This is a genomic window from Peribacillus sp. TH16, assembly GCF_016651095.1.
In the GTDB taxonomy this organism is placed as follows: Bacteria; Bacillota; Bacilli; order Bacillales; family DSM-1321; genus Peribacillus; species Peribacillus butanolivorans.
The window spans coordinates 264,172-288,085 of record NZ_JAEKEM010000002.1; the positions used below are offsets into that span (position 1 = coordinate 264,172).

26 protein-coding genes, 1 pseudogene and 2 riboswitches are annotated in these 23,914 nt (G+C 39.2%); of the genes and pseudogenes, 7 read left to right on the plus strand and 20 right to left on the minus strand.

Features of this window, described 5'->3' with window-relative positions:
- Nucleotides 1-274: 274 nt before the first annotated feature.
- From JFV29_RS01290 to JFV29_RS01305, 4 genes are all read right to left on the minus strand, one after another.
- Nucleotides 275-1,600 carry a sigma-54 interaction domain-containing protein gene (locus JFV29_RS01290; protein ID WP_201180798.1) on the minus strand — a complete coding sequence of 442 codons (1,326 nt, stop codon included), beginning with the start codon at nucleotides 1,598-1,600 and terminating at the stop codon, nucleotides 275-277.
- Nucleotides 1,601-1,605: 5 nt separating this feature from the next.
- Entirely contained in the window at nucleotides 1,606-2,034 is a 429-nt protein-coding gene (locus tag JFV29_RS01295; RefSeq protein ID WP_053345859.1) for a MaoC/PaaZ C-terminal domain-containing protein, read from the minus strand.
- 214 nt (nucleotides 2,035-2,248) lie between these two features.
- Nucleotides 2,249-3,037, minus strand: a complete 789-nt coding sequence (locus JFV29_RS01300; RefSeq protein ID WP_098174643.1) for a DUF4240 domain-containing protein — start codon at nucleotides 3,035-3,037, stop codon at nucleotides 2,249-2,251.
- Between the two features lie 128 nt (nucleotides 3,038-3,165).
- Entirely contained in the window at nucleotides 3,166-3,984 is an 819-nt protein-coding gene (locus JFV29_RS01305) for a YwqG family protein (RefSeq protein WP_201183287.1), read from the minus strand.
- Nucleotides 3,985-4,174: 190 nt separating this feature from the next.
- On the opposite strand from JFV29_RS01305, the pseudogene JFV29_RS31315 reads away from it, so the two are divergent.
- From JFV29_RS31315 to JFV29_RS01315, 3 genes and pseudogenes are all read left to right on the plus strand, one after another.
- Nucleotides 4,175-4,540: pseudogene (locus tag JFV29_RS31315) on the plus strand (protein kinase domain-containing protein); the annotation flags it as partial.
- A 43-nt stretch (nucleotides 4,541-4,583) separates the two neighbouring features.
- On the plus strand, nucleotides 4,584-4,982 hold the full coding sequence (locus tag JFV29_RS30885; protein WP_274606894.1) for a protein kinase domain-containing protein: 399 nt from the start codon (nucleotides 4,584-4,586) through the stop codon (nucleotides 4,980-4,982).
- On the plus strand, nucleotides 4,954-5,235 hold the full coding sequence (locus JFV29_RS01315) for a hypothetical protein (protein WP_201180800.1): 282 nt from the start codon (nucleotides 4,954-4,956) through the stop codon (nucleotides 5,233-5,235). Before JFV29_RS30885 ends, JFV29_RS01315 begins: the two co-directional genes overlap by 29 nt.
- 230 nt (nucleotides 5,236-5,465) lie before the next feature.
- Here JFV29_RS01315 and JFV29_RS01320 read toward each other — a convergent pair whose 3' ends face one another.
- From JFV29_RS01320 to JFV29_RS01395, 16 genes are all read right to left on the minus strand, one after another.
- Entirely contained in the window at nucleotides 5,466-5,738 is a 273-nt protein-coding gene (locus JFV29_RS01320; RefSeq protein WP_061462953.1) for an HU family DNA-binding protein, read from the minus strand.
- Nucleotides 5,739-6,028: 290 nt separating this feature from the next.
- Nucleotides 6,029-7,549, minus strand: a complete 1,521-nt coding sequence (locus JFV29_RS01325) for a cobyric acid synthase (RefSeq protein ID WP_201183289.1) — start codon at nucleotides 7,547-7,549, stop codon at nucleotides 6,029-6,031.
- A gap of 12 nt (nucleotides 7,550-7,561) precedes the next feature.
- Entirely contained in the window at nucleotides 7,562-8,098 is a 537-nt protein-coding gene (locus tag JFV29_RS01330) for a cob(I)yrinic acid a,c-diamide adenosyltransferase (protein ID WP_201180801.1), read from the minus strand.
- A 15-nt stretch (nucleotides 8,099-8,113) separates the two neighbouring features.
- Complete coding sequence (locus JFV29_RS01335; protein WP_201180802.1) at nucleotides 8,114-8,677, minus strand: nitroreductase family protein; 564 nt, start codon at nucleotides 8,675-8,677, stop codon at nucleotides 8,114-8,116.
- Nucleotides 8,656-9,465, minus strand: a complete 810-nt coding sequence (gene cobA, locus JFV29_RS01340; RefSeq protein ID WP_201180803.1) for a uroporphyrinogen-III C-methyltransferase — start codon at nucleotides 9,463-9,465, stop codon at nucleotides 8,656-8,658. Before cobA ends, JFV29_RS01335 begins: the two co-directional genes overlap by 22 nt.
- A gap of 37 nt (nucleotides 9,466-9,502) precedes the next feature.
- Nucleotides 9,503-10,897 carry a cobyrinate a,c-diamide synthase gene (locus JFV29_RS01345; protein ID WP_201180804.1) on the minus strand — a complete coding sequence of 465 codons (1,395 nt, stop codon included), beginning with the start codon at nucleotides 10,895-10,897 and terminating at the stop codon, nucleotides 9,503-9,505.
- Nucleotides 10,898-10,913: 16 nt separating this feature from the next.
- Complete coding sequence (locus tag JFV29_RS01350; RefSeq protein WP_201180805.1) at nucleotides 10,914-12,038, minus strand: cobalt-precorrin 5A hydrolase; 1,125 nt, start codon at nucleotides 12,036-12,038, stop codon at nucleotides 10,914-10,916.
- Nucleotides 12,035-12,811: a precorrin-4 C(11)-methyltransferase gene (gene cobM, locus JFV29_RS01355; protein ID WP_098174651.1), complete on the minus strand. Its 777-nt coding sequence runs from the start codon at nucleotides 12,809-12,811 to the stop codon at nucleotides 12,035-12,037. Before cobM ends, JFV29_RS01350 begins: the two co-directional genes overlap by 4 nt.
- On the minus strand, nucleotides 12,808-13,515 hold the full coding sequence (gene cobI, locus JFV29_RS01360) for a precorrin-2 C(20)-methyltransferase (protein WP_201180806.1): 708 nt from the start codon (nucleotides 13,513-13,515) through the stop codon (nucleotides 12,808-12,810). The genes cobM and cobI overlap by 4 nt, the downstream gene beginning before the upstream one ends.
- Nucleotides 13,508-14,722: a precorrin-6y C5,15-methyltransferase (decarboxylating) subunit CbiE gene (gene cbiE, locus JFV29_RS01365; protein WP_201180807.1), complete on the minus strand. Its 1,215-nt coding sequence runs from the start codon at nucleotides 14,720-14,722 to the stop codon at nucleotides 13,508-13,510. Before cbiE ends, cobI begins: the two co-directional genes overlap by 8 nt.
- Nucleotides 14,706-15,818 (minus strand): cobalt-precorrin-5B (C(1))-methyltransferase, encoded by a 1,113-nt coding sequence (locus tag JFV29_RS01370; RefSeq protein ID WP_056526998.1) that lies wholly within the window; start codon nucleotides 15,816-15,818, stop codon nucleotides 14,706-14,708. The genes cbiE and JFV29_RS01370 overlap by 17 nt, the downstream gene beginning before the upstream one ends.
- Before the next feature lie 8 nt (nucleotides 15,819-15,826).
- Nucleotides 15,827-16,471, minus strand: coding sequence for a precorrin-8X methylmutase (locus JFV29_RS01375; RefSeq protein WP_053345847.1), 645 nt, complete (start codon nucleotides 16,469-16,471; stop codon nucleotides 15,827-15,829).
- A 12-nt stretch (nucleotides 16,472-16,483) separates the two neighbouring features.
- Nucleotides 16,484-17,254 (minus strand): precorrin-6A reductase, encoded by a 771-nt coding sequence (gene cobK, locus JFV29_RS01380; protein WP_201180809.1) that lies wholly within the window; start codon nucleotides 17,252-17,254, stop codon nucleotides 16,484-16,486.
- Entirely contained in the window at nucleotides 17,251-18,198 is a 948-nt protein-coding gene (locus tag JFV29_RS01385; RefSeq protein ID WP_201180810.1) for a sirohydrochlorin chelatase, read from the minus strand. Before JFV29_RS01385 ends, cobK begins: the two co-directional genes overlap by 4 nt.
- 18 nt (nucleotides 18,199-18,216) lie before the next feature.
- Entirely contained in the window at nucleotides 18,217-19,872 is a 1,656-nt protein-coding gene (gene cobJ / locus JFV29_RS01390) for a precorrin-3B C(17)-methyltransferase (RefSeq protein WP_201180811.1), read from the minus strand.
- Between the two features lie 14 nt (nucleotides 19,873-19,886).
- Entirely contained in the window at nucleotides 19,887-20,255 is a 369-nt protein-coding gene (locus JFV29_RS01395) for a (2Fe-2S) ferredoxin domain-containing protein (protein ID WP_201180812.1), read from the minus strand.
- Between the two features lie 151 nt (nucleotides 20,256-20,406).
- Nucleotides 20,407-20,596: riboswitch (cobalamin riboswitch) on the minus strand.
- 210 nt (nucleotides 20,597-20,806) lie between these two features.
- A riboswitch (cobalamin riboswitch) is annotated at nucleotides 20,807-21,002 on the plus strand.
- A gap of 177 nt (nucleotides 21,003-21,179) precedes the next feature.
- Between JFV29_RS01395 and JFV29_RS01400 the strand changes: the two genes are divergently transcribed.
- From JFV29_RS01400 to JFV29_RS01415, 4 genes are read left to right on the plus strand one after another with little or no spacing between them, the layout of a single operon-like run.
- Complete coding sequence (locus tag JFV29_RS01400) at nucleotides 21,180-21,923, plus strand: energy-coupling factor ABC transporter permease (protein WP_201180813.1); 744 nt, start codon at nucleotides 21,180-21,182, stop codon at nucleotides 21,921-21,923.
- A 1-nt stretch (nucleotide 21,924) separates the two neighbouring features.
- Nucleotides 21,925-22,239, plus strand: coding sequence for an energy-coupling factor ABC transporter substrate-binding protein (locus JFV29_RS01405; RefSeq protein WP_201180814.1), 315 nt, complete (start codon nucleotides 21,925-21,927; stop codon nucleotides 22,237-22,239).
- Nucleotides 22,223-22,999 (plus strand): cobalt ECF transporter T component CbiQ, encoded by a 777-nt coding sequence (gene cbiQ, locus JFV29_RS01410; protein WP_098174658.1) that lies wholly within the window; start codon nucleotides 22,223-22,225, stop codon nucleotides 22,997-22,999. Before JFV29_RS01405 ends, cbiQ begins: the two co-directional genes overlap by 17 nt.
- An 18-nt stretch (nucleotides 23,000-23,017) precedes the next feature.
- Nucleotides 23,018-23,863, plus strand: coding sequence for an energy-coupling factor ABC transporter ATP-binding protein (locus JFV29_RS01415; protein ID WP_201180815.1), 846 nt, complete (start codon nucleotides 23,018-23,020; stop codon nucleotides 23,861-23,863).
- Nucleotides 23,864-23,914 lie beyond the last annotated feature (51 nt).

A 23,914-nucleotide genomic window follows, 5' to 3' on the forward strand; every position in this document is an offset into this window, starting at 1 on the left:
CTTTGTTATGTTTAACGAAGTTACAAAACAATCTATTCACGGGCTATCTTATGATCTAAGTTAAGTAACTTCATCCTTTGTCAATCTATTATTGCAAGTTGTGTGCCAACTTATTTTTGCTGCATATCAGGCTTCATTTAATATCGTTTTCGCATTTTTAATTTTTTTCGCAATCTTGCAAATCAAATATGCGAAATCAAAAAAAGAACACACTTCTAAAGTGTGTTCAAAGGCTAACTTGATTTATATTTCACTTATCAACTTTATAGTAACGTTATTTCAGCTTGTACTTCGCAATTTTTCTATATAAGCTCGCAATATGAATTTTCAGCTTTTGAGCGGCTAAAGAACGATCTCCATCCGACTCTGTTAACGCACGCTGAATAGCAGATATCTCAGCTTTCCCGACCACCTCATCCAAGCTAATTGAGTAAGAAATTCCCAGTTCCTCTACCTCATCATGCAAAGTTAAATTAGGTGTAAAATATAAAGAGTCCAATGTTAAAGTCCGTCCCTCTACGATATTCATACCTCGTTCGATAATTGCTTTAAATTCACGAACGTTTCCGGGCCAGCTATAATTTGAAAGCCATTCTTGGAGTTTAGGCTCAATTTCTCTAACGTTACACCCTAATTTTTTATTAAAATAATCGATAAAATAATAAGCTAACGGAAGAATATCTTCCGGCCGTTCCCTTAATGAAGGAATTTTCAATTCAAAAACATAAAGACGGTAATATAAATCTTGCCGGAATTTTCCTTCTTGAATAAGGGTTTTTAGATCTCTGTTCGTCGCCGCAATAATACGGATATCGACATTCTTACTCCCTGTTCCACCGAGTCTTTCTACTTCCCTTTCCTGTAAGACACGTAAGAGCTTGCCCTGAGCCTGATAAGGCAGTTCAGAAATCTCGTCTAAAAAAAGGGTACCATTTTGAGCTAATTCTATTTTCCCAGGTTTACCTTCTTTTTTCGCACCGCTAAATGCCCCAGCTTCATAACCAAAGATCTCCGATTCAAATAATTCATCTGGTATTGCAGCACAATTGACCGGAACAAACGGGTGTGATTTTCTTGTACTCAAACCATGAATCGCTTGAGCAAACAGTTCCTTACCTGTTCCAGTTTCTCCGGTAAGCAGCACTGTTGAACTACTGGTAGCAATTCTAGCTGCCAGCTCTTTTATCCGTTCAATCGCTTGGCTTTTTCCAACAATCTCTTCAAAGCCATATCGACTTTGACTTCCAGTTTTTTTCTTAGCTTTATGCCTATCCAAGGAATTGGCATAATATACTAAATCAGCGTATTCAAGCTCTTCTTGTCGGATGATTACATTATAAATGGTAATGCTTTTTTTTCGAATAGTTCTAATAAAACAAGAGTGTCCTGAGATCACACCGGGAAACACATGTTTTTTATCAGGATTTTTTAAAGAATTATTCGTAGAAGTGTGAATGACCTTCGCAATGGACTCCCCTATCAAATCAGTCGGTATTATAGTGAAATGCTCATAAAAATCAGCACTGGCGCCTATAACTTTTCCGTTTTCATCGACTTCAATTGATCCCCAATTTCTTTTAACGTTTTTAACGTTTTCCATTCACATCACCTAACATCTTGATTAGTTAAAACTAATATCACAACTTGTCCTTTAATAACTTCAATTCCTGCTTGATTATAGCAAGTCACCTTTTGTGTCACCCAATCTCTATTTAAATTAATGTCAATAACCTCCAGCTCAGCCGAAATCATATCTCCTATATGTACAGGATGGTAAAACACTAATTCCTTTTGTAGTAAAATACAGGCACTGCCAGGGAGTTTTTCACTTATTACTTGAGTAATAAGCCCTTCTGTTAACAAACCAGGAACAATCGGCTTGCTGTAATTGCTTCTCCACTCCTCTTTATTCACTTGATAAATCGGGCTATAATCTTTTGTTAATTCACTGCATAACCTTACATCTGATTCATTAAAAGTACGCTGAAGACTAGCAATCTGTCCGATAAACAAATCTGTGATTGTTAAGCTCATAACTTCCCTTCTCTCTATTTTGAATATTCTAACTATTTTGCATATAATACTAACTATACATAATATTCAATGCAAATGAAAGGTGTAGCGTGGACAATTACAACACATCAAATATGGAAAGTAACCTTTTAAAAAATAAGAGTGCTCATAAGAAAAGCAGCATCACTTGTTTTTGTGATGCCACCTAATACTCCTTCAAAAGAATGATTTTTGCTCAATCTAACGGATTTTCTCCAAATGCTTCCCATAGCAAAGGAAACTTTTGACGTAACCCCTCTTCATCATCCTCATTCCAATCAAATTCTATTTCTGGTTCGGTATAATCATCTTTCGCCAATTGATGGTATAATTTATCATACCTATCATCATCCAGCCCCGTTTTCTCTTCGTAGGCCATACATGCTGCAGAAAGCAATTCTTCCAGCTGGGGTATTTCTTCTTGCTCTTTCAATAATATAAAATAGGGAAGCAGTGTTTCAGGATTTTGTATAGCCGCTTCATAAGGGTCTTTTCCAAGATATAAAACCCATGCTCTGAAATAGTCAAAGCAATCATCTGAACACCCACCCATGACAATATAGGCAGCTGCCCATAAATTGGATGTGTGCAACTTGTAATAGTATTGTTTAAAAATCGATTCAAACATAATTATATCTTTCACAGGTTTTCTTGACAATTGAGCGACTAACCACTCGACCTGTTCATCAGCATCGTTTCCCTTTTCCTTGCATCTATCCAGTAATCCCCAAAACAAATCTTCTGTCATCGAACTATCTTTTACAACCTGATCTGACAATTGGGTCACCACATACCCTTTTTTAATTTTGGATTGAATCAGTTTCTCTCCTTCGTTTTTACAGATTTCTTCTGATTCAAACTCCTTTGATTTCACCGAACCTATAGTACCTACTTTCCCATATGTCACGGTAAATGTGTTTCCTGCAATATGAATTTTCCAGAACTTATGTGATGTGGCGTCTTTAAAAATGAGTAGTGTTTCCACTAATAAACAGCTCCTAGATTAATATCTTATATCTCAATCTATTAAATTTTTGATAGCAGAGTAACGATTTATCTATATGTACACCTGAGATCTAATAAATATTCTACTCGTTACACTTAATACCAGTATTAATGACAATCCCAATTGTATAAAACGTTAGAGAAATCAAGTTTCTTTAAATCCTCTACCTTGATGAAGAAGTTAGCTACGCCGCAATCTCCCCACATAATCTCATTATCATCGTCTGTATCAATTTGTAGTAATAAGACGTTATAATGCTTATAAGATCTATCTTCCCTTGGATCAGATTGCGTAAAAAAAGCATATCCACCAATCTTATGACCCTCATTAGATAGGTTTTCTTCATACAATTCCAAGAGAGTAATTTCATCTCCATTTTCATCTTCTCCTATTATTTCCTCAAAATCTAATTCACCATAGAATTCATCAAAAGCTCGATCAGAGGTAGAAACGGCTTCAAAATTTACCGAGAAAGATAGACTAACCTCATCTCCAATTGGAAAATGCTCATCTTCAAAAGTGGCCATATATGAGAAATCAGTTGTCACCTCGCCTTCCTTCAAGATATCTTCATGATAGATGACCCGGAAATTCTTTTGGTTGGTTTGATTATTAAAATCAAGCCCCATAACATCATCGTCACCAGAAAGGAAAATTTGCAACATACCTTTTTGTGGCATATCATTTAGTACACGTGGTAAATCTTCAAAATTGATTTGCGCTAATAGTTTCATATAGTTCCCTTTTCCATCGATTGGGTGTTCAAAATTTTTAGGTAAATAAGGATAGCCTGCAAACTTGCTTGCAAACAAAGTCGGCTTGTTCGTTGATGTCGAGATTTTTATAGTCGGTTGCATAGTTGATTCAATGTCTTTCCTGAATTTCTCTAATTCTTTAGGTAAAGACAAATGTGGCCTCATAGTCATCAGATATCTCCTTTTTATAAGCTTTTTATTATTATACAAGGCATAAACATCAAATACTACCAGAAAAGTAAATGATAACCATAATGCTTCTTTTTCCAAACTGTTTTGTTTTTTAAAGCATCAAGAAAATATAATGTTAATTTAAATCATAATTGTCCTATGTGTGTATGACTCCAATGTAAATGAAGAGGTGAGGAAAGTTTCAATTTGGCGTTCCATTCGAAAGTTCTTTCAGTTTTTTGTAGATAAACCTATTAAAAAAGGTGCAGTTTTGTATGATCGATACGAGGTCATAAGTGTTATAGGAACTGGAAGTTACGGCATTGTTTATCTCTGCAACGATTTGAAAACAAATGAGAATAGAGTAGTCAAACAGCTTCGTCCAAGTAAACGCCGTATCAAAAAAGAGATTAAGCTGTTTGAAAATGAAATCTCTATTCTGCGTTTGTTAAACCACAAAAGTATGCCTAAGTTATATGATGAATTTTCAAATAACGGATATTTTTATTATGTAATGAATTACATTGAAGGGGACAATTTGGAAGACCAAATTTTCTTAAATCATAAAACCTTTAAAGAGAAAGAGTCTCTACTTTTACTTGCTCACCTCGCTAGAATTAGTAGCTTATCTTCACAAAAATGGTATGTACCATCAAGATTTACGAATTCCAAATATTTTACTAAAAGACAAAGAGCCTTTTTTAATCGACTTTGGTCTGTCGAAACAGATTGTCTCGGTTGACCCATTTTGTTCATCATCAATAGAATTAGAAATGAAACAGCAGGACTATTATGATTTAGGAGACATACTTTTATATTTACTTTATACGACTTACTCTTCCAACAATAAAAAAGTTCTTCCTTGGACAGAAGAACTTTCTTTAGAAAAAGAAACCGTACATTTACTAAAAAGGTTATTAAGAATTCAAGAACCTTATTCAGATATCAGTGAACTTTCAGCAGATCTTCATGCTGCACTTATATCTAAAGAAAAATAAATTAATTCATGGAGGGGTATTAACTGCTACTCCTCCCTCCTTTTCGTTTATAGCGGTTACTACCACTCATTGGAGACCGTTTATACCCCCTGCTGCTGCTGCTGCTGCTACTGCTACTGCTGCCTCGGCGATAATGGCTATGTCTTCCCTCGCTGCTGCCTTCGGAAAGCTGCTTAATTTTCTTCATTATTTTTTTAAACATATTTTTCACCTCTTTTCTTCTTTTCTAGCGCTTACTGTTTTATTGTTATAGCCTAACATATACTAGAGATAAACCTTACTAATAAGTACTTATTAAAAATCTTCGTTTGTTAAATCTGTTTAACTTCAATAGCTACCTTTTTCAGCGCAATATAACTAAATGTTAGTACGGCCTAAATTAAACGCAAATAAAAGAATAAACTTTTAAAATGAAACTTATTTAAATAAAAAAACTCTGGAGACTTTTCTCATCTCCAGAGTTTTTTTCACTACATGTTTATTTTATTTTACAGCTTCTTTTAATTCCTTACCTGCTTTAAAAGCGGGTACTTTGCTAGCTGCAATTTGTATTTCTTCACCTGTTTGTGGGTTTCTTCCTGTACGAGCTGCACGGTCGCGCACTTCAAATGTTCCAAATCCTACTAATTGGATTTTTTCCTCTTTAGCAAGCGTAGTTGTGATTGTTTCAAACAATGCATCCACTACTTTTTTAGCGTCGTCTTTTGTTAGTTCAGCTTGTGCTGCCACACTACTCACTAGTTCTGTTTTGTTCATATCAAACACCTCATCCTTTTAATTCTATAAATTATGTAGAGAAGCCAACATAACATATCTTGTATATGTCTGTCACTTAATATGACTAAATAAAAGAAAGTTTAACCCTGTAATTAATGGTGAATGTGATTTTCACGAAAGTAAATAATATAAAAACGAAAGAATATTAGTTCATTTGAATCCTTACGATATACAATAAAGCGCAATTCTTTCCATGATACATGGAAAGAATTGCGCTTTATTTTAGATAATAATTCACGATAGCTTGATGGATAAGGTGAGACTACTATTCAACTTTCCATGGTTTCAAACTGCAGCCATTCATAAATAGTATCCATATCTATATTTTCTTCCAAATGTGAAGCTAAGAGGTTATAAGCTTCTTCTCTTCGCTCTAAGTCACTTTGAACATTTTCCTTCACTTCATCTAATCCTTTTGACCTTCGAATTTGATTAACTAGCATTCTTGTAAACAAGCGATTATGGAATATCCCATGAAGATAGGTTCCAATGACTTTGTTGTCTGCAGAAATAGCCCCATCCTCTCTTCCATCCTTCAATAAAAGAAATGGCCTTACTAGTGCAGAGTCCAATGATGTTCTCCCTAAATGGATCTCAAATCCGGTCAGATTCATTTCTCCTTCCATGATCCCTGAAGAAAGAACACCTTCCATTTGGACCGTTTTCTTTTCTGCATTAAAAACGGTTTGTACTGGAAGAAGAGAAAGTCCTATTGCATTTTCTCCGCAGCCCTCGACAGCATCAGGATCGAAAAGATTCGTACCAAGCATTTGAAATCCACCACATATCCCAAATATTAATGTCCCTTTTTCACGCAAATCTTGGATAGCCCTATCCAGTCCTGCTCTTCTCAGCCACTCTAGATCTTCCATCGTGTTTTTTGTACCTGGCAAGATAAGCAGGTCAGGATTCCCTAATTCGTGCACACTGCCTACAAGTCTGACGCCTACACCCGGTTCATCAAAGAAAGGATCCACATCTGTAAAATTGGAGATACGAGGCAATCTTAAAACGGCGACATCGATTGGAAATTCCGCCTTTTTAGGTTTTTTAAACCGCAAGGAAGATAGTGCTAATGAATCTTCCGCTTCAATATTCACGTCTATATAAGGAAGTACACCGAGGACTGGAATCCCTGTTTCTTTTTCCACCCATTCAATGCCGTCATCCAATAACTCACGCATCCCACGAAATTTATTGATGATAATCCCCTTTACACATTCGCGTTCATCCTTATCCAATAAGGCAAGTGTTCCAATAATTGACGCAAAAACTCCACCGCGATCAATGTCAGCTACCAAAATGACCGAGGCATCTGCAAGTTTGGCCATACGCATATTTGCAATATCTCGGTCCTTCAGGTTGATTTCAGCTGGACTTCCTGCTCCTTCAAGAACGATAATGTCATATTCGTCCTGAAGTTTTTCCACCGATTTACGAACGATGGGCATGGCCTCTTGGACAAATTGATATCGATAGCTTTTTGCATCCATATCAAGAAAATGTTTTCCATGCACAATGACTTCTGAAACCATATCCTGCTTCGGTTTTAATAGAATCGGATTCATATCAGTGGTTGCTGTAATACGTGCAGCCTCGGCTTGTACTCCTTGAGCACGGCCGATTTCACCGCCATCCAACGTTACATACGAATTTAAAGCCATATTTTGCGATTTGAATGGTACGACTCGTAATCCTTTATTGGAAAAAACCCGGCACAGTGCCGTACAAATCAAACTTTTCCCTACATCAGAGGACGTCCCTTGTATCATAATGGATCTTGCCTTCATTCGACTCACCCCTTAAAACTCTAATCCTTTGACAGCGCCGATTCCCTCTTCATAGTAATGCTTAGTCGCATCAATATTAGAGACTAAATCCGCCAAATCCATCAGTTCCCGTTTGGCATCTCTGCCAGTAACGACTAGATGCATATGAGCGGGTCGATTACGAATCACATCGATTACTTCTGCTAGTGGCAAGACATCTTCAATCGGGAACTTAGAGATGGCTAACGCATTGTTTAACTCATCCAGAACCAGTAAATCGATGGTTGAATCACAAAGGGCCTGTTTTGCTTTTTCCCAAGCAATCGTTAGTGCCTCCCGATGCTCTTGTGGTGTTTTGGTCCATGTAAAACCAATCCCGAGTTGTTCCATTTCAACCCCTAATTTCTTTAAAGCCAATGCCTCTCCATATGTACGCTCTGGAGATTTTATAAATTGGAGAAATTTAACGTTCATGCCTCTCCCAATCGCCCGTAAAGTAACACCAAGCGAGGCAGTCGTTTTCCCTTTCCCATTTCCGGTATATATAAGAAACAATCCTCTGCGAGCCATCTTATTCGCCTACCTTCATAGCCAAACTGTTTTTTCTATGTATGAAGTTCTTTTAGTAGCAGGAACAGGTTGACCCTTTTTAGGATAGCCTATAAAAATAGTACCGATTACTTTTTTGTTTTCCGGCGAACCGATAAATTCGTGCAGTCGTTCATCTCTGACAAGGCCTACTCCTCTAGTGCGCCATACATAGCCAAGACCTAGTTCTTTTGCTGCAAGCCACATCGAATGGACAGCACAACAAGAGGCAAACACATTGTCCTCGGTTGATTCCGGATCGTCAGGCAAAATATCAGAGGTTACGACAATGATAAGCGGTGTGGTTTTTACAACTTCTAGTGAACTATCAATCAATTTCGGCTTGGTCGGGAAACGCTCATGTAAATATTTTTCTGCCAACTGTTCGTAGCGCTGCTTCGCGTCTCCTTTTATTACATAAAACCCCCAAGGTTCACGTAGTCGGTCATTAGGGGCATATGTAGCTGCTTCTAATAACTGCCTGATTTTTTCATCTTCTACTTCTTGCTCTTCATAGTTCCGAATAGCTCTGCGGTCTTTCAATTCTTGAATGATAGACATTTAGACTCGTTCCCTTCACTCGTAGACTCTGATTCAATCACTTTTTCAAACCATTGGATTTTTTCTCTTAATTGAACGACTTCACCTACCAGAAAGATTGCCGGATTTTGAATTTCCTCTTTCAAAGCAAGCATAGAAATCGTGTTCAAGGTTCCAGTTATCGTCCTTTGTTTATCTGTAGTACCCCATTCAATGACAGCCACTGGTGTTTCTTCGTCCCTACCATGCTCTATCAATTGTTCGCAGATAAATGGCATATTACCAATTCCCATGTAAAAGGCGATGGTATCAATTCCTTGAGCCAATGCCTGCCAATTCAGGTTGTCTTGACCCTTGTAATCACGTCCATGGCCGGTCACAATCGCAAAACTCGACGCATGTTCACGATGGGTAACCGGTATACCGGCATAAGCTGGAGCTGCAATGCCCGCAGTTACTCCTGGGATTATTTCATATTCTATCCCATTAGCCGCCAGGACCTCAGCTTCCTCTCCTCCCCGACCAAAGACAAACGGATCTCCTCCCTTTAGGCGGGTAACATTTTTCCCCTGCAAGGCCTTTTCTACCAAAAGTGAATGAATTTCTTCTTGAATGAGATGATGTCTCCCGGGTGATTTCCCGCAATATACAAGCTCCGCATTTTCTTTTGCATAGGTTAATAGTTTTGGATTGACGAGCCTGTCATAAGCTATGACATCAGCCTTTTGAATACATTCCATTCCATATACCGTAATTAGTTTCGGATCTCCGGGACCCGCACCGACCAGATGTACCTTTCCCGGTTTCATGCTCTTGCCTCCTCTTATTTATCAAAAAAACAACTTTTCATTGTTGATATGTTTCGTGTCCCATCAGTTTTTTTTGTTTTAAGCATGCACCTATCCAATTCTCAACAAGTTTAGGATTGGAAGCAAAATGAAAATGGGTATAACCAGCAACCAGATTACCTATTATGCACCCTTCTTTCTTTGAACCAAATCTTCCTTTCGCCTCGTAGGCATGCGGAAGCACATCATCTGACTCAAATGTGGAATAGTGGAATTCATGACCTTTTGCCTGCTCACAATCTTTTATTAAAAAATTGCTTTCGGTTCCAGTTATTTCACGATATCCCAGTGCCGCAAGCTTTTTCTGCATTTTGATCCTACCTGGAATCAATCCTGCCATCGGATACATTTCTCTAGAAGTTGTTTCAATAGATTTGCTCAAAAACATGAATCCACCACATTCTGCTAGAGTTGGCAAACCCTTTTCAATGGCATTTCTGATGGATTTTATAGCAATTTCATTGCGAGAAAGTTCATCTGCAAATTCTTCTGGAAAACCGCCTCCAAGGTATAAGCCATCCGCATCCACCGGAACTTCATCCCCTTTTAATGGAGAAAAATACTTGATGTTCGCTCCTTTTGCTTCAAGCAACTCAAGGTTTTCCTGATAATAAAAATTAAAGGCCGCATCTTTTGCAACGGCTATGCACACGTCTTTCTTGCTACTAGACTGAAAGATTCCTGAATTCCCACTGGAAATGGTGCTGGTCTTAGCCAAGAGATACAGCTGTTCGATATCAATCGTTTCCATAACTAAATGAGCGAGTTTATCGAAAAATGGTTCAAGTTCACCTCGTTCAATGGCAGGAATTAAGCCTAAATGACGGCTAGGAATATCAATATCTAACTCTCGCTTCATATACCCCATCACTGGAACATCGCATTCCTGCTCGATGGCTGCTTTGACAATTTTGTAATGCCCCTCACTTCCCACTTGATTGGCAATTACTCCAATAATGTTCGGACCCGTAGAAAAAGCTTGAAACCCTTTAACAATCGCCGCTGCGCTACGCGCCATACTCGCACAGTTGACAATTAACAAGACAGGACTTTCAGTAATCATGCTGATTTCAGCTGTTGACCCCGTATTCGATAAAGGATTTTTTCCATCGAAAAAGCCCATGACTCCTTCGATAATCGAGATATCCGCTCCAACGCTTGCTTTGTTAAGTATTTCTCGGACGATATCGTGCTCAAACATCCAGCTGTCAAGATTTCGTGAAGTTCGCCCTGTAACGGCTGTATGATAGGTTGGATCAATATAGTCAGGACCACATTTAAAACCCTGAACGGTATACCCTTTCTTCTGGAGGGCTGCCATAATTCCGATGGTCAATGTCGTTTTTCCGACCCCGCTTCCGGTGCCAGCAATAACTAATCTTCTATCGCTCATAAATATCCCCCCTTCCTTATAAAGGAATAATCCCTACAGAAATAGTGACATTTCCCGATTTTTTCTTAACCAGCTCCAGTTGTTCCGCTCCTGTAAAAATTCTAACAGCTGGCTCACTCACACCATAAGCACCTGTGTATTTATATACTGTGTCTGACGGAGCTTCAATTTTAGCCTGATTAAGTTCTTCCGGTTCAAAATACACAAATTCCCAACCGTGTTTTTGAACGACTTCGAGCAAACCAATTTCATCTTTCTTTATTGAAATTGTACATATTGCTTTAACACTTTTTATTGAAAATGATAATTCCGCTAATGTTTCCACAATTACCTGCTCAATTTCAACGGCTGATGTTCCTCGATTACAGCCGATTCCAAGAACAATGACTTTTGGACGAAATACAATACCATTGTCCAGGATCTTATTTTCAGTCTGCCTAAGCTCCCGATGAGTAACTACTAAGGCTGCTTGAGGCTTTGCTTTAAGGGCGTCATCAATTGACGGATAAACGATTATTTGTTCAGGTAATACTGTTTCATACGTCCACCAGTTCCGTTCACCCGACTCCTGAACGATTGCAACATGCTCTTCATTTACAACGGACGCACTGACTGGCGTTAATTTTTCCGCAGAATCCCAAACCCAGCCAAAGCGCTGGCCAAATAAATCGACAGGAATTGTTTTTTGTACATCTGATGCAGTTGTAATAATTGCATTTGCATCAAGCGCTGCTGCAACTTCCTTGGTAAGTTCATTTGCTCCTCCAAGGTGTCCTGACAAAACACTGATAACATTCTCCCCTTTGTCATCAATGACAACAACTCCTGGGTCCGTTTTTTTATCCTTCAAAATTGGAGCTATCATCCGGACGACGGCACCGAGTGAAATAATTAAAATGATTCCTTTATATTCCTTGAATAAAGCGGGTAACAGCATACGGACACTTCCCGAAAAAAGCTGGATTTGTCTGTGCTCTTCATCCCCTTTTTCAAACTTGCTCATGTAATATAGATCAGAATTTGAAAAAACAGTGTGTAATTTTCTTGCTAGTTCTACACCATGCTTTGTAATCGCTACGATTGCATAAGTATGAGACTGTTTTATGGGGGCTAGTTCCTCTTCTTTTAATTCAATGATCATGGCTTGACACCTTTTCGGAAACCGTGGGTAAAGCTCGCATCATATAGTTTGGAACGGTATTCATCTTTATCATGGATATTAGGGTCTAACGCCCATCCAGCCAAAATCATTGCATGCTTGCGGATTCCATTTTTACGCATATCATCATCTAAATTCACTAAGGTAGTACGAACAATTTTTTGGTCCGGCCATGTTGCCCGTTGAATGACTGCAACAGGCGTATCATCTTTCCACCCCGCTGTTTGGAGTTCTTTGACGATTTTTTTTGTTAAGGTTGCGCTTAAGAAAAGGGCAATCGTACAATGATGACTCGCTAAATCTCGTAATTTTTCGAATTCTGGAACCGGTGTCCGTCCTTCAGCTCTCGTTAAAATAAGTGTCTGAGTTAAATCGGGAATCGTCAGCTCGGCGCCAATTGCTGCTGCTGAAGCAAATACTGAACTAACACCAGGAATCACCTCATAGCCAATATCCTCTTTCTTCAATAGAACAATTTGTTCCATGATTGCACCGTACATAGCAGGATCTCCTGTGTGAATACGGGCTACCATTTTTCCTGCTTTAACACGATCAACCATAACATCAACAATTTCTTCCAAATGCATTCCAGCCGTTTTCAGCACCTCGGCATCAGGTTTTGCCTTTGCAATCAATTCTTCATTTACTAATGAATCCGTATATAAAATAACGTCTGCTGTTTGGAGAATATTCAATCCTTTTACCGTAATCAAATCCGGATCTCCTGGACCAGCACCTACAATATATATTTTCACTTTCTCACCACCATCAAAGTTAAGTATTCTAGTTCAAGTCCTTCCAATTCACTTAAGTTCCAAATTACTTCTTCATCGGAAGTGACTTTGGTTACAACTGAAGCCTTTTCAAGCAAATCTAAATCTTTTAATACAGTTATCATTAAATCGATTACTTTTGCGACTTTAATGAACACTACAGCATCATGATCTTCAATCGCCTTCTTCATCGCTTCATAATCATCTCTTGCAGGAACAATCGCGACATGATCATCGCCATCTGCCAAAGCAATGCCCAATCTTGAAGCTGACCCGTTAAACGAAGAAATGCCTGGTACCGTCTTAATCTCAACTTCAGGATGCAATTCCTGCATCAATTTCATCATATGTATGAACGTACTATATAAAAGCGGATCTCCTTCTGTAACGAAAGCAACATCCTTACCTTCATATAACTTTTGCCAAACCTTCTCAACTGTTTCGTTCCATTCCCGATCCAAAATCGTTTGATCCTTCGTCATCGGAAAAACAAGTCCGAGCATTTCCTTCTCCTCAGGCCGAATGTATACTTCTACGATACGATGGGCGTAGCTTTTGCTACCTTTTCTTTTTTTCGGATACGCAATAACTGGCGATTCCTGAATGACTCGAAACGCTTTTACTGTAATAAGCTCCGGATCTCCAGGACCGACGCCAAGACCATATAATGTACCAAGATTACTCATTCATGTCTTCCTTTCGTTGTGCAGTAATGATATAAACCGGATTCAGCGGAACAAATCTGTTCATTCCTAAAATAGGCTTGCTTCGTGAAATTTGAGCGTGCATGATGGAGGTTTGAAAACCTGCTTCTGCAAATGCCTCGTTCGCACGGTAAAGATTTTCTATCGTAGCTGCATTAAGGACAATCCTTCCGCCTTTTTTCAACCGATTGCAGCAAGTATTGATGAGGTCTACCATCTCTCCGCCTGTCCCACCGATAAAAACGGCATCCGGATCAGGAAACGTTTCTAAGCCTTGCGGTGCTTTTCCATGAATCGCCGTTAAATCGGTACGAAACTTACGTTGGTTTTGTAAACAATTTTCTAAATCCGGCTCATTTTTTTCAATCGCAAAAACTTGACCTTCAGGTGAGAGCTTCGCAGCTTCAATCCCCATTGAGCCCGTACACGTCCCAACATCCCAGACTATGCTGCTTTTCTTAAGTTTTAACGCATGAAGGCTTAATACTCGAATTTCCTTTTTGGTAATGAGACCTTTATCTGGCTTCCGCTGCGAAAATTCTTCATCTTCAATGCCTAAAGACCAGCTCGGTCCTTCAGATATCTTTTTCAAAATGACGACATTTAACGGAGAGAATTTCCGCTCTATCATTTCTTCAAGTTCATACCAGCCTGAATGTTCATTTTCTCCTTGAAGATTCTCCGCCACAAATGCCCGATATTCTGTCATACCAAATGATAGAAGATATTTAGCAAGTTGATTAGGACTATTTTCAACGTCAGTAAGCAATGCAACTTTTGCTTTCCCATCGATCCGTTGGGCCAACCCTTTCATACTTCGACCATGAACACTAACAAGGAAAGCATCTTGCCAGCTTTCACCCATTTTGGCAAAAGCGAGTTGAATTGAACTAAAATATGGGTATACTTCTATATTCATCTTGCTGGAAAGATAGCCGCCAATTCCGTAAAATAGCGGATCACCAGAAGCTAAAACGACCGTCGGACGAGTCTCTTCCTGTAGTCGTTCTACAACTGCTTTCATGCCGCCCTTTATGACAATTTTCTTTCCTTGATAATTCGGGAAGAAGGACAAGACCCTCTCACCGCCGATAAGCACTTCACTTTCTTCAATCCATTGTGCATATTGAGGCAGTAAGCTTTCTTGACCGTTATCTCCTATCCCGATTAATTTAATCGATTGAGTCAATTCCAACAGCCCTTCCTAGTAATTGTCCTTTCAACGAATAAATCGCTGTTTCCATTTCAATGCCGCCCTTCACTTGCTTTAATCCTGAGTGACAGCAGGCTTCACAAAGTTTATTGAAGAATTCTTTGTTATCAATCTCGGCCATCATATCACCGACTTGCGATGCGGTGTTTGCGTTCTTAATTTCAAAAACAAGGTTATCATCTGCTCCGACACTTTGGGCAATTTCAGATAAAAAGCCGAAGTCGACTGGTGCACTTTTTGAATGCACCATCATCACACCTTGTGCAACTTTCGAAAATTTCCCCATCATACCGACAAGAGATACCTTTTTAATTCCCTGTCTTTTGCATTGCTTTAGCGAGAACCCTACAAAGTCACCCATTTCAATAAAGGCTTCTTCAGGTAACCCCTGAAGAAGACCCATTGCATACTTTTCGCTTCGACCACCTGTCGTTAAGACAAGATGATCACAGCCACCAGCTTTAGCAACACTAATCGCCTGAACAATACTTGCCATATACGCGGAACTGGAAAAAGGAACGACGGTGCCCCTTGTTCCCAAAATGGAAATGCCACCGACAATCCCTAACCGGCCGTTTAATGTTTTCTTCGCAATTTCTTCACCTGCTGGTACGGATATAACGACTTTCACACCTCTATTAACCTTAAATTCTTCTAATGTTTGTTGCACGGTTGTTAAAATCATTTTGCGCGGCACAGGATTAATTGCCGCTTCTCCGACAGGAACAGGAAGACCAGCTTTGGTCACGCGACCAACACCAATCCCTCCATCCAAGATGATGCCAGGTGTATCTACCCAGCTGACAGTAGAAATTATATGTGCCAGATGAGTGGCATCTGGATCATCGCCAGCATCTTTAATTGTTTCTGCACTAACTGAATTTTCCGTTATATCATATTTCTCAATTGTAAAAGTAGCATCTCTACCTATAGGCAAAGAAATCGTTGCCTCCTCAAGTGCATCACCAGTGATCAATGCGATCAATGCCGCTTTAGTTACTGCTGTTGAACAGGCTCCGGTCGTATACCCATGCCGCATTTGGGAGGGATCTTTCTTGACTTTCTTTTCCATGATTTAACCTAATCAGCTAAAAGGGAAATCGCATTCAATGCCGCAACCGTGACAGTACTTCCGCCTTTTCGGCCAACATTTGTAATGAATGGCACTTCGGTAATTTTTGCTAGTTCTTCTTTTGATTCCGCGGCAGAAACAAATCCAACAGGCATACCAATAATTAAGTCGGGTTTAGCAATCCCTTCTTTAATAAGACGAATGAGTTCTAATAATGCTGTTGGTGCGTTACCAATGGCATATATCCCGCCTTCATTTTCCTTTACGGCTTTTTGCATCGAAATGATGGCTCTTGTCGTTTTCAATCGTTTTGCTTCAACCATTACATCTGGGTCTGAAATATAGCAATGCACGTCCCCGCCATGTTTTTGAAAACGTTTTTTCCCCGTTCCACTTTCTATCATTTGAACATCGGCAATAACATGTCTTCCTTTGCGGATTGCTTCCACACCAGCTTGAATGGCATTTGGATGGATAATGACACTTCTTCCTAATTCAAAGTCTGCTGATGCATGAATTACACGGCGAACTATCTTCCACTCATCTTCTGAAAAATCATGATTACCCATTTCTTCAGCAATAATTGAAAAACTATAATCATATATTTTATCTGGATCAACCGTTAGGGGTTTAAAATCTGTTTTAAAATCCATCGTACATTCCTCCTATTTTTCGTTTAGTTGTTTTTTCAAATCGGCAATGACCAGATTAAAACTGGAATGAACATTTTTATAATCAACATCAGGACGAGAAATCATAATCGTCTCAATTCCACATTCCAATGCTGCTTCCAATTTCTCATCAACAGATCCAACCTTGCCACTTTCTTTTGTAATCATTAACGTGACACCATATTGATTGTATAGCGCTTTGTTCAATTCTTTTGAAAATGGACCTTGAACAGCGACTATATTTTTTTGCTCAATGCCTAACTGAGCACATTTTTCCATATTATCAATGCGCGGAAGCATTCTCGCTATCACTCTTGTATTCTCCAGACCTACTAACTCTTTAGCAAAAATCGCTAAGGTTTTACTTCCAGTCGTTAGCATAATAACTCCCCGCTTTGTAGCAGCAAGCTTGGCGGCTTCAGCATAATCACGAACCATAATCAATTTCTCATTCTGGAATCGTTGACTTTCACGTTCATAACGAATATAAGGAACATTTGCTTCCTTTGCTGCCTGAAGAGCGTTTTTCGATGCTTCTTCTGCAAATGGGTGACTTGCATCAACTACCGCATGAAATTCTTTTTCGATGATTAAAGATGCCATATCTGTTGCAGTTAATCGTCCAATTTGAGTTGCTATCTTCGCATCTTGCAAACTTTTTGCTGCCGACTCGGTTACTACCGTTGCCAAAACTTGGAATCCAACCCGTTGGATTTCAATCGCTAATTCCCTTGCATCGCTTGTACCCGCTAAGAACAAAATCATTTTGTCGTCCCCACCACTTGCTCATCATGGTCATGGTGGTCATGTCCATGGTCTGTTTCATGACCGTGATCGTGGTCATGGTGGTCATGCCCATGGTCGTGATCGTGGTCATGATGATGATGGTGATGGTGGGCATGGCCATGTTCCTCCACATGTTTACGATAGTTTTCTAGATCACGGGTACCACTTGATCTTCCTTCGCTAGCTTCGATTACACGTTCTTTCAGTATGGTTTGTAATGTTGGATGATAACCAAAGTATTTCGCCAAAACAAATTCATGCTCTGGATATTGGTCTTGATAGCCTGTTAGCATATTCTCCATTCTCTCCATTAACACACCTGTGAAGAGGAAATATGGAAGCATCACTATTTTTTTGGCACCTAACCGAATACAGCGATCAATGCCTTCATCAACAAACGGATCCGTAACACCCATGAAGGCATTTTCGACCCACTTCACATTTAATTTTTCCCACAATAATCGTGAAATTTTATAAATATCACTATTTGCATCAGCATCACTTCCACCTCGACCTATCAGCAATATTGCTGTCTCCGGATGTTCCAAAGATGTATCGAATCCAACTTCCTCAAGGCGATCTGTCAGAATCGTTAATACTTCCTGGTGAACCCCAATCGTTTGTCCATATGTGAATGTAACCGCTGGATACTTATTCCTTCCATCCTCTATTTCAGCTGGAATATGTAATTTTGAATGTCCTGCATGCAACAAAATAATCGGAATGACGATAACTTCAGTGGCTCCTCTTTTTATGCAATTGTCAATGCCTTGGGATATACTTGGCGTGGCAAATTCCAAGAAGCATGTTTCAATTATTAAAGAGTCGTCCATTGTTGGAATCATATTTTTAATAAAATGAATAACTTCTTCGTTTCCAGAAGCTAGTCTGCTTCCATGTCCTACGAATAATACTGCTTTCATTTGTTATCCCCCTCTTGATTAGTCTTCACAAGGCGCAGGCTCTATTTTTATTTTGGGAGCAATGTCTTGATATAAATAGCCCTGTATCTTTTTCGCCCGTTTGAAATATTTAAATAGTCGTTCATTAGGATGAGCATTTTGTTTATATTCGTTGACAATGTTTGTAATTAATTCAACTAGTTGATCCGGTTCAATTCCTTCTGCAACTGGTTGACCAGGATGAGCCGTTCTTCCAACAGGTTTCGCTCCAAGGAATAAATCAAATTTCCCTTTTCGGAAAACGATCCCTATATCATCCATCACTGCACTATAACAAGCCATTCCACACCCATTAAAACCAATGTTCAGTTCCTTAGGCATATCAATCCCACCAAGTACCCTCTGTATTTCATCCGCGTAAGGAATGGATTCCACTTTTTCACCATCACAGAAATCACAGGCTTTTAAAGTCAATACATCCCCAATTGGCGATAATAAAAAGTTTGCTGATTGCAATTTTCCAGTAATAACTTCTGGATCTGTTGTAGGAATCTTTAAAACGATTTTATGATTTGGCGTGTATTCCATCGTTCCCTTTTCTCCAACAACTTCTGCAAGTGTCATCATTTGTTTCGGAGTAAATTGCTTGTTCGCCACACCTGGGCTAACTGCAAGCTCGAATACCGACTCAATTTTTTGCTGAACAATCGGCGTAATTGATTGCTGAACTGTTTGACCCTTAACTCTTGTGAGTGCTTCCATTGCCACTTCAAAAGAAGTGCTCTTTTTTTCTGGTGCTTTTGTAAGCAATCCAACTCCGCCAGTCGACTCGGTGTACGCTTCCTGCATAGAACCTGTTTCTTGATCTAATGCCCAAGGTTCTGCTTCTTTTTGCAAGCGTTGATGCGGCTTCAATGGTTGCTTTTCCGAATTCAATGTATACTTTCTTTGATATCCACGTGGCGTGATGATTTTGTCATCATATAAAAAGGTAGATGAATTTCCAATAATGACGGTTGTTAGCATCCCTATATCGTGATTTAACATGTCTTTCAAATTGGTTATCACAATATCCTGACGATCGCGATAAGCACTTTTTACCAATCCGACAGGTGTTTCGGGCGAGCGGTAACGCAGTAAAATGTTCTGTGTTTCAACAATTTGCCTAGTCCGTCTACCGCTTCGAGGATTATAAAGTGCAATGACAAAGTCAGCCATTGCTGCAGCCTCCACTCTTTTGGCAATCAGATCCCAAGGCGTTAAGTGGTCACTGAGGCTGATGGTACAGGAATCATGCATGACAGGTGCACCAAGTAAAGACGCACATGAATTGATGGCAGAAATACCAGGAACGATTTCAATGGCTACTCCCGTTTCTTCTTTCCAGCCTTTTTCAATCAATACTTCATAAACCAGCCCTGCCATTCCGTATACCCCTGCATCACCACTCGAAATTACAGCCACTTTCTTTCCCAACTCCGCCTGTTTCACTGCTTCTTGTGCACGTGATACTTCTTCAGTCATACCTGTACTTATAATCGTTTGATCTGTAAGAAGGCCCTGTATGAGTTCCACATATGTTTTGTAACCAATGATGAAGTCACTTTCTTGAAGGGCTTCTACAGCACGTTTGGTAATATGTTCAAAATTCCCTGGTCCAAAGCCAACGACAAATAATTTACCGTTTGTACTCATTTAGACATCTCCTTTTACAACTTGTCTTTTGAAATTCCTGTTTGAGCTGGAAAATCTGGATTAGGAGTCATTTCTCCATTAGTAAATTGGTAAATCATCTGTGGAATGAACTTCTCATCATCGAGATTACGGACAATCTCTCGTCCAAAATCAGGTGAATCCACTCGATACCATGTCCCTTGAGGATAAGCAATCACAACGCAGGCATCCTTACACCTTCCGTTACAGCGAGTTCTAGTAGTATGAATTTTTTGATTCAGACCTTGTGAAGTAATTTCATCACGAATTGCTTGCGTTATTTCTTCGCCACCTTTTTTCATGCAACTGCTGCCGTTACAAATCAAAAGATGCGAATTTGTGCCTTTTAAGTTCCAAGTTGTCATCTTCTTCCTCCTAAATCTGAGAAAAGGCAAAATAAAAAACCTTAACTGTTAGAGTTAAGGTTTAAAAAAAACTATATGAAAAGGGAGCCTCCAGCAAGCAAAGTGAAACTCTCAAAATCTCCATAGTCCTTCTACCTTTCCCTCCGAAAAGTATCACACAATTTTAAAAGCAGGTTTCCTGGCTTACGCTTCAATTTACTTTTGTCCCTTCCCAGCTCTAGGCCAGTGGTTATCGACAATTTCATCAGCGTTACAGTAGCGGGGGCTGCATCGGATTCTCACCGATTTCCCTATTATCCCTTGCGTGTTCATACAAGAGCACTTTTAAATTGAAATATTTGGTTTTATAATAATATATTTCTAGTTAACTTTATCTATCATATAACAACTTTTTTAAAATTCAATAGTTTATTCCGACTGTTTTGAAAAGTTTAATGGTGAAAATCCAGCTTCATGCCTATCCTCACTGCGATTTTATCCTTCTCAAAAAAATATGAATAGAGTGTAGATGGAATCATTGCTTTATGGTACAATAAACGAGAATTTTCAAAAAATTACATAAGTTTTATGGTGCTAGATTCCTCGGAATTTAGCTTAATAGGGAAGTCGGTGTAAATCCGGCGCGGTCCCGCCACTGTAAAGGGAAGTCCTAATACGTAATGAATAATCCACTGTCAAACGCGATGGGAAGGATGTATGAGGATGATGATCCAGAGCCAGGAGACCTGCCATGAAGCGTGAAACTGTTTACAACCTACGAGGATGGGTGTGCGGATCAGGCAGCTAAGCTAATATTTGTATTATGCTGCAAACTTACTGTTCATTACGCACTTCTTTCTTTTTGAGAGAAGTGCTTTTTATGTTGCCCGCCACTTCTCTTCTCAGCTTTAATCATTAAAAATAAAAGCGTTGAAAGGAGAAAAAATGAAAAAAGCCAATTGGAAAATACTTTATTTTGTCATTTTACTACTTTTCGTACCAAAGAAAGCAATGGCCATGCATATTATGGAGGGCTTCTTACCGATCGAATGGGCGATATTCTGGTGGGCTGTGACACTTCCATTTTTAATCTTGGGTTACCGTTCTATTAGGTCTAAAGTGAAGGAAAACCCAGAAACAAAAATGATGCTGGGTCTGTCCGGCGCATTCGTTTTTATTTTATCAGCCCTAAAAATCCCTTCCGTTACAGGAAGCTCTTCACACCCTACCGGCGTCGGTTTAGGTTCAATCTTGTTTGGGCCACTGGCCATGAGTGTCGTCGGTTCTATTGTTCTGTTATTTCAAGCTGTATTACTAGCTCATGGAGGACTAACTACGCTAGGAGCCAATGCCTTTTCCATGGCTGTTTGCGGGCCGTTCATTGCTTATTTTGTATTCAAAGGCGCTACTAAATTAGGTTGGTCCTTCTCTCTTGCTGTTTTCTTAGCAGCAGCTTTCGGAGATTTGGGCACCTATGTGATAACTTCTGTACAACTTGCTTTAGCTTTCCCATCGGAGGTAGGTGGATTCATGGCCTCATTCACTAAATTTTCAGGAATCTTTGCCCTTACCCAAATACCTTTAGCAATCAGTGAAGGTTTATTGACAGTCGTTGTCATGAATTTCTTGAAGAAATACAATCTAGGCGAATTGAAATTACTGCGAGTGTTATCTAAGGAGGCTCGTTAGCATGAAAAAAAGTTTATTGTTGCTTTTTCTAGTCGTCATACTTGCTATAATTCCGTTAATCACCCAACAAGGAACAGAATTTGGTGGAGCTGATGGAGTGGCGGAAGAAGCCATCACTAAAATCCAACCAGAATATAAGCCTTGGTTCAACAGTATCTGGGAGCCGCCAGGTGCAGAAACCGAAAGCTTATTGTTTGCTCTCCAAGCCGCGATTGGCGCCGGATTCATAGGATACTTCATCGGCGTTATGCGACAAAAAAATAAACAGTCCGTCCAAGAAAAGGACGAACAGGCAAAACATGTTACTCATAGATAAATACGCCTATTTCAACCGGCTAAAGCATGTACATCCTTTAGAGAAAATGATTTTTGCCCTCTCCCTTTTGTTGTTTTCTTTAGCAGTGAGGGATACGACCGTCTCACTCATCACCTTTACCGTGATGAGTGCTTTTATCATTTTCGGGGCAAAAATTCCAATCTCTTATTATCTAAAATTACTCTTATTACCTGGATTTTTTGTACTATCAGGTACAATTACCATCCTTTTTTCATTCGCAAGTAAATTTACTTCGATACCAAATGTATGGTGGTCCTGGAATTTCGGCAGCTGGCAAATATTTATCAGCGAAGACAGTATAAAAACGGTAATTGGTCTAATCGTTGTTGTATTAAGCAGTATCAGCTGTTTATATTTCCTAACCTTAACTACTCCCATCACAGTTATACTATATGTATTGCGTAAGCTGAAACTGCCTTCATTGCTGATTGATTTAATCGAATTAACTTATCGCTTCATCTTTATTTTTTTAGATACAGCTATGGCCATTCATCAATCACAGTCATCACGGCTTGGATATAGTTCAGTGAGGAAGGGAATTCGATCTCTCGGGTTACTCATATCTTCCCTGTTTTTAGGAGTGTTTCAGCGCTCTGAACAATTAACGATGGCAATGAACGCAAGAGGGTATCAAGAGAATATTTCATTTATCGATGACTCTTACACTTATTCCTCTCGTAATTGGCTGATTACCATTGTAACTCTAGTAAGCTTATTCTTTATTTATAGATATATATAAATTGGGGGCAGTTCGATAATGGAAGAACATATTTTTAATATAGATGGCCTCACCCATCAATTCGCAGATGGGACGTTCGCATTAAAAGATCTTTCTCTTACTATTCAACAAGGTAAAAAAATTGCTTTATTAGGCAATAACGGTGCCGGTAAGTCAACTTTATTCCAACATTTAAACGGTCTATTAAAGCCAACAACAGGATCCATCAAATTTAAGGGAAAGAAATTAAAATATGACAGAAAAACATTATTACTATTACGAAAACAGATTGGAATCGTTTTTCAAGACCCGGATTCACAACTTTTTTCCGCTAATGTTCAACAGGATATATCGTTTGGACCGATGAACTTAGGTTGGGAAAGAGATGTCGTGCGGGAGAAAGTTGAATGGGCGATGGCCCAAACAGAAGTAACAGAATTGAAAGATAAGCCCACCCATTTTTTGAGCTTAGGACAAAAGAAGCGTGTTGCCATAGCTGGTGTGTTAGCCATGGAACCCGAAGTCTGGATTCTAGATGAGCCTACGGCGGGATTGGATTCTTATTTTTCCAAACAGATTATGGCTCTTTTGGATAACATCCATCTCCCTGATAAAACAATCATTTTATCAACCCATGATGTTAACTTAGCCTATCAATGGGCTGACGAAATCATTGTCATGAACGATGGAAAGGTCATATATCAAGGAGATCCTGTCACTATTTTTCATCATGAAGACCTTTTGTATCAAGCACATTTAGAAAAACCATGGATATTTGAAATGTTTCAATCACTTATTCAATCAAAGATATTCACAGAAAAAGACACTGCCCCTAGAACGAAAGAAGAATTACTTCAAAAAATGGAGATTGAAAAGGTTAATTAAGAAGCAACCCTTAGCCTGTTTCATTAGGTCAACAAACTAGGGGATAAAATG

Coding starts and splice junctions, on each gene's coding strand:
- JFV29_RS01290 (WP_201180798.1), bottom strand. CDS start 1,600: ATGGAAAACGTTAAAAACGTTAAAAGAAATTGGGGATCAATTGAAGTC.
- JFV29_RS01295 (WP_053345859.1), bottom strand. CDS start 2,034: ATGAGCTTAACAATCACAGATTTGTTTATCGGACAGATTGCTAGTCTT.
- JFV29_RS01305 (WP_201183287.1), bottom strand. CDS start 3,984: ATGACTATGAGGCCACATTTGTCTTTACCTAAAGAATTAGAGAAATTC.
- JFV29_RS01315 (WP_201180800.1), top strand. CDS start 4,954: ATGCTGCACTTATATCTAAAGAAAAATAAATTAATTCATGGAGGGGTA.
- JFV29_RS01320 (WP_061462953.1), bottom strand. CDS start 5,738: ATGAACAAAACAGAACTAGTGAGTAGTGTGGCAGCACAAGCTGAACTA.
- JFV29_RS01325 (WP_201183289.1), bottom strand. CDS start 7,549: ATGAAGGCAAGATCCATTATGATACAAGGGACGTCCTCTGATGTAGGG.
- JFV29_RS01330 (WP_201180801.1), bottom strand. CDS start 8,098: ATGGCTCGCAGAGGATTGTTTCTTATATATACCGGAAATGGGAAAGGG.
- JFV29_RS01335 (WP_201180802.1), bottom strand. CDS start 8,677: ATGTCTATCATTCAAGAATTGAAAGACCGCAGAGCTATTCGGAACTAT.
- cobA (WP_201180803.1), bottom strand. CDS start 9,465: ATGAAACCGGGAAAGGTACATCTGGTCGGTGCGGGTCCCGGAGATCCG.
- JFV29_RS01345 (WP_201180804.1), bottom strand. CDS start 10,897: ATGAGCGATAGAAGATTAGTTATTGCTGGCACCGGAAGCGGGGTCGGA.
- JFV29_RS01350 (WP_201180805.1), bottom strand. CDS start 12,038: ATGATCATTGAATTAAAAGAAGAGGAACTAGCCCCCATAAAACAGTCT.
- cobI (WP_201180806.1), bottom strand. CDS start 13,515: ATGAGTAATCTTGGTACATTATATGGTCTTGGCGTCGGTCCTGGAGAT.
- JFV29_RS01370 (WP_056526998.1), bottom strand. CDS start 15,818: ATGGAAAAGAAAGTCAAGAAAGATCCCTCCCAAATGCGGCATGGGTAT.
- JFV29_RS01375 (WP_053345847.1), bottom strand. CDS start 16,471: ATGGATTTTAAAACAGATTTTAAACCCCTAACGGTTGATCCAGATAAA.
- cobK (WP_201180809.1), bottom strand. CDS start 17,254: ATGATTTTGTTCTTAGCGGGTACAAGCGATGCAAGGGAATTAGCGATT.
- JFV29_RS01385 (WP_201180810.1), bottom strand. CDS start 18,198: ATGAAAGCAGTATTATTCGTAGGACATGGAAGCAGACTAGCTTCTGGA.
- cobJ (WP_201180811.1), bottom strand. CDS start 19,872: ATGAGTACAAACGGTAAATTATTTGTCGTTGGCTTTGGACCAGGGAAT.
- JFV29_RS01395 (WP_201180812.1), bottom strand. CDS start 20,255: ATGACAACTTGGAACTTAAAAGGCACAAATTCGCATCTTTTGATTTGT.
- JFV29_RS01400 (WP_201180813.1), top strand. CDS start 21,180: ATGAAAAAAGCCAATTGGAAAATACTTTATTTTGTCATTTTACTACTT.
- JFV29_RS01405 (WP_201180814.1), top strand. CDS start 21,925: ATGAAAAAAAGTTTATTGTTGCTTTTTCTAGTCGTCATACTTGCTATA.
- cbiQ (WP_098174658.1), top strand. CDS start 22,223: ATGTTACTCATAGATAAATACGCCTATTTCAACCGGCTAAAGCATGTA.
- JFV29_RS01415 (WP_201180815.1), top strand. CDS start 23,018: ATGGAAGAACATATTTTTAATATAGATGGCCTCACCCATCAATTCGCA.